Genomic DNA, 12,532 nt, shown 5'->3' on the forward strand with positions numbered 1-12,532 from the left:
CCGCGAGGGGAGGGCCAAGCACTTATGGGGCGCGCCTCCCAGGAGGGGGGGACTGCGAGGGCGGCGCGCCGCGCCGGGCCGGGGAGGCCCGCGCGGAGGGGTGTCGACGTCAGACGCTCAGGTCGACGTCGCGGAAGATGCGCCCGACCCGCATGCGCGTCAAGGTTGTTTGAGGCTGGAATGCGCGCGTCAGGCGTGGCCGTGCGCGCGCTTCTCGACGGTCTATTTGTGGGTCGTGGTTTCGGCGGCCAGGTAGGCGATGAGGTCGATCCGGTCCTTCGGATCCTTCATGCCCGGGAAGGTCATCTTGGTGCCGGGAACCATGGCCTTCGGATCGGTCAGCCACTTGTCGAGCTGGGCGGTGTCCCAGGTGAAGGTCTGGGCCTTGAGGGCGTCGGAGTAGGTGTAGCCCGCCTTCGAGGCGACCTTGCGGCCGATGATGCCGGAGAGGTTCGGGCCGGTCATGTCCGGGCCGCCCGCGGTGGTGGTGTGGCACGACTTGCAGACCAGGAACTTGGTCTCGCCGTTGGCGATGTCGCCGGTGTTGTAGGGCGGCGGCAGGTGCTCGACGACTTCCTTCTTCTCGTGCTCGTCGGGCTCGGCGCCGGTGGTCGCGCCGGCGGTCGTCGACTGGGCGGATGCGTTCGCCTGCGACTGGTCGGCCTGGTTGGCGCCCGGCGACTTGCCGCAGCCGGAGAGGCCGACGGCCACCGCCGCCGCCGCGATCGTCAAAGCCACATTCCGCATTCGAAGTCTCTCCGTCAGGGCCCGAAAAAGGTGGGGCAAGCTAGCGCAGAGGTTCCCCGATGCAAGAGGCCCTGGCGGCAGGGGCGTGCGGCCGGCGACCTTGGCCGCCGGCCCTGGCTGCCGCCTGGCCGCCGGCCCGCCTATTTGATGATCCAGTCGCCGAGCGTGATCGATCCCGGGGCCACGTGATCGAGGGTGGTCACGAAGGTCCCCCACTTGTCGGCCGTGCCGGTCCCGTCGCGGTCGAAGTAGACCCAGGTGTTCCCCGCGCCGTCGCTGATCAGCTTGATGTACTGGTCGGCGATCGGATTGGTCCCGGCGTAGCCCACCTTGGCGAGCCAGGCCTTGGCGTCGAGCTTGTCCGCGCCGAGCGTGAAGTCCGTCACGTGCCCGGCCGTCCAGGGGACGTCGCCCCAGACCATATGGTCCGCGCCGCCGCCGCCGGTCAGGGTGTCCGGCCCGCTGCCGGCATTGAGGGTGTCGTCGCCGGCCCCGCCCACGAGGTTCGATCCCCCCGCGGTGGCCGTCAGGACCACGCCGCCGGAAGGCGGTGGAGGTGGCGGCGGAGGCGGAGGCGGAGGCGGAGGTGGAGGTGGTGGCGGAGGTGGAGGTGGTGGCGGTGAGGGTGGCGGGGGTGGCGAGCCGCTCGCCACGAAGTCGGCGCTGGTCAGCTGGGTCGGGGTGACGCCGGAGATGTTGGCGACATAGGTGCCCCACTGGTCGGCCGTGCCGGTCCCGTCGCGATCGAAGTAGAGCCAGGTCCCGCCGGAGCCGTTGGCGATCAGCTTCACATAGCCGTCGGCGATCGGGTTCGAGCCGGTGTAGCCGGCGTCGCTCAGCAGGCCGGTGACGTCGATGAGGTCGGTCCCGTCCGTGAAGTCGGTGACCTGGTCGGACGTCCAGGCGAGGTGCGGGAAGACGAAGTGATCCGCCCCGCCGGCGCCGGTCATGGTGTCCGCGCCCGAGCCGCCGACCAGGGTGTCGTCGCCCGACCCGCCGACGAGGTTCGATCCCCCCGCGCTCGCCGTCAGGACCACGCCGCCGCCTGAAGGCGGTGGAGGTGGCGGAGGCGGCGGCGGAGGCGGCGGAGGCGGAGGCGGAGGCGGAGGCGGAGGTGGTGGCGGCGGTGGTGGCGGTGAGGGCGGCGGGGGTGGCGAGCCGCTCGCCACGAAGTCGGCGCTGGTCAGCTGGCTCGGGGTGACGCCGGAGATGTTGGCGACGTAGGTGCCCCACTGGTCGGCCGTGCCGGTCCCGTCGCGATCGAAGTAGAGCCAGGTCCCGCCGGAGCCGTTGGCGATCAGCTTCACATAGCCGTCGGCGATCGGGTTCGAGCCGGTGTAGCCGGCGTCGCTCAGCAGGCCGGTGACGTCGATGAGGTCGGTCCCGTCGGTGAAGTCGGTGACCTGGTCGGACGTCCAGGCGAGGTGCGGGAAGACGAAGTGGTCCGCCCCGCCCGCGCCGGTCATGGTGTCCGCGCCCGAGCCGCCGACCAGGGTGTCGTCGCCCGACCCGCCGACGAGGTTCGATCCCCCCGCGGTCGCCGTCAGGACCACGCCCGCGCCGGAAGGCGGGGGAGGTGGTGGAGGTGGTGGAGGTGGCGGTGGCGGAGGAGGAGGAGGAGGAGGTGGCGGCGAGCCGCCGGAGCCGCTCGCCGTGATGCTCATGTTCTGCCACAGGGCGGTGAACGGGTCGTTGGTGCCGTCCGAGGTGGAGATGATCCCGACGGCCAGCGCACTGGCGTGACCGTCGACCGTGTAGGCGCCGTTCAGCGCGCTCAAGGTCGCGCCGGAGAGCTGGACGGCCGCGCCCGAGCCGGTGGAGGCGACCCCATTGACGGTGTAGCTCCAGCTCGGCGTCGCCAGGCCCGTCGTGACGTCGACGTTCAGCCGCAGGGTGATGGTGTCCAGCGCCCCGACCGAGTTCGAGATGATGTTCACCTTGTAGGCGGTCGAGGCCCACACCCCGGCGTTCTCGGTGTCCACCTCGATGTTCCCGGAGCCCTGGGCGCCGGTGGCCACGACCTTCAGGTAGTTGTCCTGGTCGCCCGTGCCGATGAAAAAGCCCTGGCTCTTCGACGCCGAGGCGGAGGTGGAGGGCGTCCCGGCGAACGGGTTGTCGATGGTGGTCTGGAAGACCACGCCCGTGACGCCCGGCTGCAGGTGGACGCCGAACTGGAAGCCGTTCTCCTGGTGGTTGTCCAGGTGCGCGTCGCCGGAGCCGGTCTTCTCCACCTGGAACCCCGACGCCGCGCCGCCCGGCTTGATGTTGGCCGGATCGTAGAGGGCGGTGTAGCCGTCGACCCCGTTCGACATCAGGCCGGTGAAGCCCATATTGAACAGTCCCGGCGGGCTGGGCGGGGCGATGTTCTGCGAGAATTCCCAGGTGAGCGTCTGGCCGGCCGAGACGGTGGTGGCCGTGCCGTTCGACGCATCGACGGCGAAGGGATCGCGGGTGTCGACGATGCCGTCGCCGTCGCTGTCCGCGACGTTCGGCGGCGGGGGCGGGGGCGGGGGCGACGCGGTCGGGATGAAGGCGGTGATGCCGCCGCCGTAGTTGGCGACGAAGATGTTGCCGGCGAAGGGCTGGCCGTCGCCCGGGCTGGTGACGTCGAGCGGCGAGCCGTTGCCGAGCACGGTCGAGCCGTTGGTGAGCTTGGTGACGGAGGTGACGCTCGTCCCGTTCGCGCCGAGCTGGACGCGATAGAGCTGGTCGTCCCAGCTGACGATCAGCAGGTTGCCCTTCATGGCGTTGCCGAAGGTCGAGGCGGTGTACTCGGTGATGCCGTTCGTGGAGGCCTGGAAGCCGCTGTAGAGCGAGCCGCTCTGGCCCGGGCCGCGATAGTCGCCCTCGACCGGGTCTGCGGTCGATACCGGCGGCCAGCCCTGCGGGTAGGTTGTCGTCGGCGTCGTCGAGCCGTTCGGATAGAGGCCCGCGCCGGTCGGATTGGCGCGGATCGGGTTGGGGTGGCCGCCGTAGAAGCCCTGGGTGACGAGGAACAGCTGGTCGGGAACGTCCACGCCGCCCTCGACCGGCGCATTGGTGACGTTCGGCGTGCCCTCGTTGACCGGCACGCCGCCCCAGCCCGCGTTGGCGCCGTTGTCCACGGTGTAGATCTGGCCGCTCTGGGTGAGGACGAGGTCGTAGGGGTTGCGGTAGCCGGGCGAGAAGATCTGCACCGGACTGCCGGCGACGATCTTGGCCTGGCTGAAGCCGTCGGAGCCGCCGAACGGATCTGAGGGATAGGGATCGCCCGCCGAAGCGGGGAGAGTCGGCAGGTTGTACTTGTAGGTGTTGCCGAACTGGTCGGTCTTCGAGGCCATGGCGTCGATCGCCACGAGGTCGATCTTCAGGATGGCCGCCGAATAGGCGTACTCCGGGGTGTAGGCGAAGTTGTTCGACGGCGCGCCCATGTTGGTGTTGCCGCCGATCGCCAGGTACATGGTCGTGCCGTCCGGCGTGACTTGCAGGCCGTTGACCGAGTGGTTCTCCTCGGAGCGGGGCAGGCCGCGGACGAGGTCCACCCGCTGCCAGCTGCCGTCCGTCTGCTGGGTGAGGCGCGAGATCACGCCCGAGTTGGTGTCGAGATTGACGTCGCCGCCGTTCACGCCGGCTCCGATGCGCGGATCGCTGGAGCTGACGTACATGACCACCGGCGCCGCGCCACCGCCGGCCGGCGCCGCGCCGGAGGTGACGAAGATGCCGGTGACCTGCCGGCTTGTCTGGTAGCCCGCCGAGGCCAGGGTCCCGTCGTCGTTGTAGTTGGTGATCGACTTGATGGCGTTGATCGTCTCGATCCCGCCGGCGGCGACCTGATAGCCGGTCGTGGTCTGCTGCAGCTTCAGCGCCAAGATCGTGCCGTCGACCTTGGAGACGTAGAGCCGGCCGTCGGGCCCGAACTGCAGGGAGGTGTAGTTGGCGTCCGGCAGACCGGCGATCTGGCTCTGGACGAAGTTCGGCGTGCTCGACTGGTCGTTGTCCGTGACCGTGACGTTGAGCGGCGCGACCGCCAGGTTGTTGTAGCTGGTGTCGGGGCTGGCGGTCGTGAAGCCAAGGTGGGCGGTCTCGGTCCCCTCAATGAAGGTGTCGTCCACCGCGGTGACCGTGAGGGTCTGCGGGGTGCTCCAGTTGGTCGGGGTGAAGGTGAAGCTCTGCGGCGCGCCGGTCACGTCGGCGTCGCCGGCCACGGTGACGGTGACGTTGGCGGTGGGCTGCTTGGCCAGGGCCAGGGTCACGGTGTCGGTGGCGCCGCCCTCGGTGACGGCGGTGGAGCCGCCGGACTGCACGATGGTGACGCCCGCCACCGGCGGCGGGGGTGGCGGGGGCGGTGGCGGCGAGACGTTGTAGGCGAGGGTGATCGGGTCGCTCGCCGGCCCGACGACCCCGTCCGCCCCGACCACGGCCGAGGTGATGATGTTGAGGCCGCCCTCGGTGACGGTGTGGGTGAGGGTGACCGGCGTGCTGCCGTGCCCCTGGCCGTCCAGCGTCACGTCGTAGGTGGCGACGGCGACCGCGGAGTTCGCCTGGTAGGGCCCGAGCTGGGGCGAGGTGGACGGGACGCCCTGGGTGTAGGCGGCGCCCTCGAGGACCATCACGCGCACCGTCGCGCCGGCCGGCCCCGTCAGGTTCACGGTCTGCTGGGCGACGGAGACCGAGGCGGTGTTTCCGGAGACGCCGGTCACCGTTTCGGTCGGCGCGCCGGGAAGGCCGGTCTCGACGCTTACCACGCCGCCGCCCGGGCTCGTCGGCTGCTTGAAGATCTCGTTGCTGAGGGTGGTCGAGGCGAAGCCGAAGGTGACCTGGCTGCCGGTGAGCTCGACGCCGGCGACGCTGCCCGACTCTCCCGGTCCCGGCGAGGTCGTCCCGCGGATCGAGTTCGGGTCGACGTCGATCGAGAAATCGAGCTCCTCGCCCGGGTCGAAGCCGGAGAGCTGCAGGGTGAGGGTGGTGTAGCCGGTCGCGTCCGAGCCGTTGCTCAGGGTCGCGTTGACCAGCGAGAAGGTCCCGGTCTGGCTGTCGATGGTGAAGGGGCGGGCGGTGCTGTCGCCGGCCTGGCCTGTCGGATCGTAGATCATGCCGCCCAGCACCGAGCCGGAGATGTCGATGGTGACGGTGTTGAGCTGCTGGCCGTCCGTGGAGGTGTTGGTCAGCCGGAAGGAGCGCGCGGTGTAGGTGCTGTCCGTGATTGGGCCGCCGGGCGTGACGAGAAGGCTGCCGCTTGGACCGGAAGGCATGGCGTACTCCTACTGGAGACGCAGCTACCCCGGGCATGATCGCCAAGCTGCGTCAGTAGGCCCAGACTCGATGTCCTATGTTATTGTTCGGTCGGGATCCGCGCGGCGAAGCGAAGGCTGCGCAACACGCCATTTTTCCGTCGGCGGGCCGACGATGAGGCGGACCCGAGCCGCTCGAAATGCGGTGGTGCCGGATGCAGGACTCGAACCCGCGACCTTCGGTTTACAAAACCGCTGCTCTACCAGCTGAGCTAATCCGGCCGACCGTGTGGGCACGCCATGCCACGGCCGCCGGCGGCAGGCAACGGCGCGCCTGCGCCCCGCCGCACGAGGGCGATTGAGCCGCGCGGCCGGGCGTGCTTGCCTGGGGCGAAAGCGGGAGGGCCGTGATGAAGTTCGAGGATTACCGGAGCCGGGACGCGGTGGGGCTGGCGGCGCTGGTCGCCAAGGGCGAGGTCTCGGCGGGCGAGCTGCTGGACGTCGCCGTGGCGCGCATGGCCGAGGTCAATCCGAAGATCAACGCGGTGGTACAGGACCTGACGGGGCGGGCGCGGTCCGAGCCGCCGGCGAAGGGGCCGCTGCACGGCGTGCCCTTCCTGCTGAAGGACCTGGGCATCGCCCTCGCCGGGACGCCGACGAGCCGCGGCTCGCGCGTGTACGCCAGCACGCCGGCGGCGGCGGACAGCGCGCTGGGGCGGCTCTACCGCGAAGCCGGGCTGGCGATCTTTGGCAAGACCAACACGCCGGAATTCGGCCTCTGGCCGGTGACGGAGTCGGAGCTCTACGGCCCGTGCCGCAACCCGTGGGACCTGAGGCGGACCTCGGGCGGCTCCTCGGGCGGGGCGGCGGCGGCGGTGGCGGCCGGGATCGTGCCGGCGGCCCATGCCAGCGACGGCGGCGGCTCGATCCGCATCCCGGCCTCCTGCTGCGGCCTCTTTGGCCTGAAGCCCTCGCGTGGGCGGGTGTCGTTCGCGCCGGTGGGCGAGGGCTGGGGCGGGGCCTCGATCAACCACGCGGTGACGCGCTCGGTGCGCGACAGCGCGGCGCTGCTGGACGTGGCCTGCCGGCCGCAGCCGGGCGATCCCTATTTCCTGCCGCCGCCGGAGGTCGCCTTCGCCGAGCAGGCGAGGCGGGCGCCCCAGCGCCTGCGGATCGGCTTCTTCCCCGGGGCGATGCAGGCGCCGGCGCTGGACCCCGAATGCGCGGCGGCGATGAAGGACGCGGCGGCGCTCTGCGAGAGCCTCGGCCATTCGGTGGAGGAGGTCACGATGCCCGGGGACGTCGAGGCCATGCGCCTGGCCGCCGGCCTGGTGATCGCCGCCAGCGTGGCGGCCGACCTGGACGCCGAAGCCGAGCGTCGGGGCCGGGCCATCGGCGAGGGCGAGATCGAGGCCCTGACCATGGCCAACTACCGCCGCGGCCAGAAGGTGGCGGCGCCGGCCTATGTCCGGGCGATCGCCACGATCCACGCCTACGGACGGGCGGTGGCCCAGCTCTTCGAGACCTACGATGTGGTGGTGATGTCGACGCTCGGCCGGCCGGCGATCCCGATCGGCTGGCTGTTCGAGGACCGCGAGCAGATCGCCGAGCGGGTGTTCAGCTACATGCCCAACACCCAGCCCTTCAACAACACCGGCCAGCCGGCGATGACCGTGCCGCTCGCCTGGAGCAAGGGGGGCCTGCCGATCGGGGTGCAGTTCGTCGGGCGGACGGGCGAGGACGGGCTGCTGCTGTCGCTCGCCGGCCAGCTCGAGCAGGCGCGGCCCTGGTTCGACAGGACCGCGCCGCTCTGATCGTCCTGGGGTCCTAGTCGTCCCAATCCTCGCGGGCTTCGTGGCGCAGGAAGCGCTCGAGACCGTTCAGGCGCTCGGAGATTTCCCGGTAGTCGCGGCCGGGCAGGACGCGGCCGTGCTCGCGCGCCTCGTGCATGGTCTGGCCGCGCGCGTCGGAGAGCATGCCCCAGGCGCGGCGGGACTCGTCGCGGTCGAGGCGGCCCTCGTAGCTCATCCGGCGGATCCAGCCGCCAAGACGGTCCTCGCGCTGGAGGAGGGCGTCGACCGAGCCGCCACCGAAGCGGTCGTCGCGGTAGTCCCGATAATCACGTTGATAGCCGTAGCCCTGGTAGCCGTAGGACGGTCCCCATTGCTGGGCGCTGGCGGCGGTAGCCGTGAGGCCGACGAGGGCGGCGCAGGCCGAGGCCGCGGCGAGGACGAGCTTCTTGGAAGTCATGGCGTTGGCTCCTTCTGGCGCCTGCATCAGGCGTGGAAGGAGACTGGCCGATCCTGGCTGAACGGCCGGCCGGACGGAATTGTCAGCTGGCGTTCATGGCGCCGCCGCGCCGCTGCTGGAGGAGATAGGCGCCGACGACCCCGGTAGCGACGAGGCCGATGAGCAGGGTGGAGACGGCGTTGATCTCCGGATTCACCCCCAGCCGGACCTGGCTGTAGAGCCGCATCGGCAGGGTTGTGGCGCCCGGGCCGGAGGTGAAGCTGGCGATCACGAGGTCGTCGAGGGAGAGGGTGAAGGCCAGCATCCAGGCGGCGGCCACGGCCGGGGCGATGTTGGGCAGGGTCACCCCCAGGAAAGCGCGCAGGGGCGTGAGGCCCAGGTCCTGGGCGGCCTCCTCGAGGCTGCGGTCGAAGGCCTGCAGCCGGGCCTGGATCACCACGGTGGCGTAGCAGAGGGTGACGGTCGCGTGGCTGACGGTCACGGTCCAGAAGCCGCGCGGCGCGCGGGCCGCGACGAACAGCAGAAGCAGCGACAGACCGAGGATCACCTCCGGCATGACCAGGGGCGCATAGACCATGCCGGAGAACAGGGTGCGTCCGCGGAAGCGGCCGCCGCGCACCAGGGCCACGGCGGCGAGGAGTCCCATGAGGGTGGCGAGGCTCGCCGAGATCAGGCCGACGCGCAAGGTGACGAAGACGGCGTCGAGCATCTGGTCGTCGTGGAACAGGGCCGAATACCAGCGCGTGGAGAAGCCGCCCCAGACGGTGACCAGCCGGCTGGCGTTGAAGGAATAGAGCACCAGCAGGACGATCGGCGCATAGAGGAAGACGAGGCCTGCGACGAGGGCCGTGCGCGTCAGCCAGCCGGGACCGCGGCTCACGGCAGCAGCTCCGTACGCCGGCGCTGGATGGCGAGGATCGGGATCACCAGGGTCGCCAGCATGACTATGGCGACGGCCGAGGCGGCCGGCCAGTCGCGGTTGGCGAAGAACTCGGTCCAGATCGTGCGGCCGAGCGTCAGGGTCTCCGAGCCGCCCATCAGGTCGGGTACGACGAACTCGCCGACCATCGGGATGAAGCAGAGCAGGGCGCCCGCCGCGACGCCGGGCAGGGACAGCGGGAAGGTGACCCGCCAGAAGGCCTGGCGCGGCGTGCAGCCGAGGTCTTGGGCCGCCTCGATCAGGCTGGCGTCGTGCCGCTCGAGCACCGCGTAGAGCGGCAGGACCATGAACGGCAGATAGGCGTAGACGAGGCCGAGGACGACGCCGGCGTTGGTGTCGAGCAGGGTGACGGGCGGCAGGCCGGCGAGGCCCAGCGCCTGGTTCAAGAGGCCGGCCGGCTTGAGGATGGCGATCCAGGCGTAGATGCGGATCAGGAAGCTCGTCCAGAACGGCAGGATGATCGCCATGACGAGGGCCTGGCGAAGGCGCGGCCGGCAGCGGGCGACGCCCAGCGCCATGGGATAGCCGATGACCAGGAGGATGGCGGTCGAAACCCCGGCGAGGCCGAGGCTCGAGAGATAGGCGGAGATGTAGAGGCGGTCCTCGACCAGCCGGCGGTAGGTGGTGGCGTGCAGACCGCGGACGAACTCGGCGAGGCCGGCGACGCCCTGGTCGAGGCGCAGCTGCGGCGCGTAGGGCGGCATGGAGAGGGTCGTGTGGGACAGCGACAGCTTGGCCACCAGCACGAAGGGCAGGGCGAAGAACACCGCCAGCCACAGATAGGGCAGGAGGGCGGCGAGCCGGGGCTGGCGCTTCACGAGGCGAGGACCGCCGCCGCTTCGGGCGGATAGCTGAGCCAGACGGTGTCGCCGACCCGGGCGGCCGGTCCGCCGCCGACATTGGATTGGGCGACGAGCACCGTTCGGCCCGGCGCGGTCTGCGCCACATAGACCGTGCGGTCGCCGAGATAGCCGACCTCGAGGACCGTGCCCTGGAAGGCGCCGGCGGCCGGCTCGGGGGCGAGACGGATGCGCTCCGGGCGCACGCCGATCCAGCCCTGAGGCGTCTCGAACAGGTTCACCTGGCCGAGGAAGCCGGCGACGAAGCGGTCGGCGGGACGCTCATAGACCTCGGCCGGAGTTCCGACCTGGACGATCTCGCCGGCCCGCATCACGGCCAGGCGGTCGGCGGTGAGCATGGCCTCGTCCTGGTCGTGGGTGACGATCAGGAAGGTCAGGCCGAGGCGGGCCTGAAGGCTCTTGAGCTCGAACTGGGTCTCCTCGCGCAGCTTGCGGTCGAGGGCGGCCATGGGCTCGTCGAGGAGCAGGATCTTCGGCTCGGGCGCGAGGGCCCGGGCCAGCGCCACCCGCTGCTTCTGGCCGCCGGAGAGCTGGTCGGGCTTGCGGCCGCCCAGGCCCTCGAGCTTCACGAGGGTCAGCATCTCGTCGACGCGCGCGGCGATCCGGGCCCGGGGCGCGCCCTGGGCCTTCAGTCCGAAGCCGATGTTCTGGGCGACCGTGAGGTGGGGGAAGAGGGCGTAGGCCTGGAACATCATGTGCACCGGCCGGCGGTGCGGCGGCAGGCCGGCGATGTCCTGGCCGGCCAGCAGGATGCGCCCCGCGTCGGGCGTCTCGAACCCGGCGAGCAGGCGCATCAGGGTGGTCTTGCCGCAGCCCGACGGGCCGAGCAGGGCGAAGAACTCGCCCTCGCCGATGTCGAGGGTGACGTCGCGAACCGCGGCCTCGGCCCCGAAGCGCTTGGTGACGCCCTCGAAGCGGACCAGGGGCGGCGGCGTCACCGGCTGGCTCACTTGCCGGTCAGCACCTTCGTCCACTGGCGGTTCACCTCGCGCAGCAGGCTCTGGTCCTTGGTGGTGGTGATGAACAGCTTCTTGGCGACGTCCGGCGGGGGATAGACGCCGGGATCGTTGCGGACATCGGCCGACAGCAGCGGCGCCGCGGCGGCCACGCCGTTGGCGTAGTGCGTGTAGTTGGAGGCCCGGGCGATCACCTCGGGCTTGAGCATGAAGTTCAGGAAGGCGTGGGCGGCGGCCGGATTGGGCGCGTCCACGGGGATGGTGAAGAGGTCGTACCAGACCTGGCTGCCTTCCTTGGGGATGGCGTAGGCGATCTTCACGCCGTTCTTGGCCTCGGTGGCGCGGGCGCCGGCCTGGAGGATGTCGCCCGAATAGCCGATGGCCAGGCAGATGTCGCCGTTGGCCAGGGCGTCGACATATTCCGAGGAATGGAACTTGCGCACGTAGGGCCGGACCTTGAGCAGCAGGTCGGTGGCCGCCTGGTAGTCGGCGAGGGCCTTCGAATTGGGATCCTTGCCCAGGTAGTTGAGCGTGACTGCGTACATGTCCTCGGAGGCGTCGAGGAAATAGACCCCGCAGTCCTTGAGCTTGGCGAGGATCGCCGGATCGAAGACCACGCGCCAGCTGTCGACCGGCTGGCCTCCCAGCCGCTTGGCGATGGCGGCGGCGTTGTAGCCGATGCCGATGGTGCCCTGCATGTAGGGCACCGCGTACTTGCCGCCGGGATCGAAGGCGTTGACCCGGGCCTCGACCGCCGGGTCGAGGTTCTTCAGGTTCGGCAGCTGGGTCTTGTCGAGCGGCTGGATCGCCTTGGCGGCGATGTAGCGGGGCAGGTTGTGGTTCGAGGGGACGACGACGTCGTAGCCGGTGCCGCCCTGCAGGGCCTTGGTCTCCAGCACCTCGTTCGAATCGAAGGTGTCGTAGCGGACCTGGACGCCGGTCTGCTTGGTGAAGTCCTCCAGCAGGGCAGGGTCGATGTAGTCGGTCCAGTTGTAGACGTGGACGACGCCGGTGGCGGCCTTGGACCTGGGCTTCTCGGAGGGGCCGCCGCAGGCCGCCAGCCCGAGAGCCGCGGCGAGCCCGGCGAGCCTGAACAAACTCCGCATCCGCATTCCCCCACCCCGGCGCGTGTGGCCGCTCCTGGCGTCCGTTTATAGGGCGCGTTACAGCCGCGCATAGAGCCCGCGGCGCCCGGCCGCCGCCATAGGAGACTCCATGCCGTCCTGGACCGCAATCGCGCCGATCCTGATGCTCGTCGCCTCGAATGTGTTCATGACCTTCGCCTGGTACGGCCAACTGAAGGTCGAGCATCGCGCGCTGTGGCTGATCGTGCTGATCAGCTGGGGAATCGCCTTCTTCGAATATTGCCTGGCGGTGCCCGCGAACCGGATCGGCCGGCTGGTCTATGCGCCGGCCGAGCTGAAGGCCATGCAGGAGGTGATCACCCTCCTGGTGTTCGCCGTGTTCTCGATCACCTGGCTCAAGGAGCCGGTGACGCCGAACCACCTGATCGGCTTCGGCCTGATCGCGGCGGGCGCCTTCTTCGTCTTCAAAGGCCCGCTATAGGCG

The 12,532-nt window shown here is 70.5% G+C and carries 9 protein-coding genes and 1 tRNA gene; 2 read left to right on the forward strand and 8 right to left on the reverse strand.

Annotation, left to right across the window (positions count from 1 at the left end):
* Positions 1 to 222: 222 nt before the first annotated feature.
* The 3 genes from DJ017_RS11140 to DJ017_RS11150 all read right to left on the reverse strand — a co-directional run bounded on the left by DJ017_RS11140 (position 223) and on the right by DJ017_RS11150 (position 6,239).
* Positions 223 to 747 (reverse strand): c-type cytochrome, encoded by a 525-nt coding sequence (locus tag DJ017_RS11140; RefSeq protein ID WP_111528785.1) that lies wholly within the window; start codon positions 745 to 747, stop codon positions 223 to 225.
* A gap of 140 nt (positions 748 to 887) precedes the next feature.
* On the reverse strand, positions 888 to 5,978 hold the full coding sequence (locus DJ017_RS20815) for a type I secretion C-terminal target domain-containing protein (RefSeq protein WP_111528786.1): 5,091 nt from the start codon (positions 5,976 to 5,978) through the stop codon (positions 888 to 890).
* A gap of 185 nt (positions 5,979 to 6,163) precedes the next feature.
* Positions 6,164 to 6,239: transfer RNA gene (locus DJ017_RS11150), tRNA-Thr, on the reverse strand.
* Between the two features lie 128 nt (positions 6,240 to 6,367).
* Here DJ017_RS11150 and DJ017_RS11155 point away from each other — a divergent pair.
* Positions 6,368 to 7,771, forward strand: a complete 1,404-nt coding sequence (locus DJ017_RS11155; RefSeq protein WP_111528787.1) for an amidase — start codon at positions 6,368 to 6,370, stop codon at positions 7,769 to 7,771.
* A gap of 13 nt (positions 7,772 to 7,784) precedes the next feature.
* On the opposite strand, the gene DJ017_RS11160 is transcribed toward DJ017_RS11155, so the two are convergent.
* The 5 genes from DJ017_RS11160 to DJ017_RS11180 all read right to left on the reverse strand — a co-directional run bounded on the left by DJ017_RS11160 (position 7,785) and on the right by DJ017_RS11180 (position 12,069).
* Complete coding sequence (locus tag DJ017_RS11160; RefSeq protein WP_111528788.1) at positions 7,785 to 8,207, reverse strand: hypothetical protein; 423 nt, start codon at positions 8,205 to 8,207, stop codon at positions 7,785 to 7,787.
* An 82-nt stretch (positions 8,208 to 8,289) separates the two neighbouring features.
* The gene (locus DJ017_RS11165; RefSeq protein WP_111528789.1) at positions 8,290 to 9,087 is read right to left on the reverse strand and encodes an ABC transporter permease; all 798 of its coding nucleotides are present in this window, start codon (positions 9,085 to 9,087) and stop codon (positions 8,290 to 8,292) included.
* On the reverse strand, positions 9,084 to 9,965 hold the full coding sequence (locus DJ017_RS11170) for an ABC transporter permease (protein ID WP_111528790.1): 882 nt from the start codon (positions 9,963 to 9,965) through the stop codon (positions 9,084 to 9,086). The genes DJ017_RS11165 and DJ017_RS11170 overlap by 4 nt, the downstream gene beginning before the upstream one ends.
* Entirely contained in the window at positions 9,962 to 10,957 is a 996-nt protein-coding gene (locus tag DJ017_RS11175; protein WP_227000116.1) for an ABC transporter ATP-binding protein, read from the reverse strand. Before DJ017_RS11175 ends, DJ017_RS11170 begins: the two co-directional genes overlap by 4 nt.
* Positions 10,954 to 12,069: a polyamine ABC transporter substrate-binding protein gene (locus DJ017_RS11180; protein ID WP_111530065.1), complete on the reverse strand. Its 1,116-nt coding sequence runs from the start codon at positions 12,067 to 12,069 to the stop codon at positions 10,954 to 10,956. The genes DJ017_RS11175 and DJ017_RS11180 overlap by 4 nt, the downstream gene beginning before the upstream one ends.
* Before the next feature lie 109 nt (positions 12,070 to 12,178).
* Here DJ017_RS11180 and DJ017_RS11185 point away from each other — a divergent pair, with 109 nt between their 5' ends.
* Positions 12,179 to 12,529, forward strand: a complete 351-nt coding sequence (locus DJ017_RS11185; protein WP_111528791.1) for a DMT family protein — start codon at positions 12,179 to 12,181, stop codon at positions 12,527 to 12,529.
* Positions 12,530 to 12,532 lie beyond the last annotated feature (3 nt).

This window comes from Phenylobacterium soli, assembly GCF_003254475.1.
GTDB classification, from domain to species: Bacteria; Pseudomonadota; Alphaproteobacteria; order Caulobacterales; family Caulobacteraceae; genus Phenylobacterium; species Phenylobacterium soli.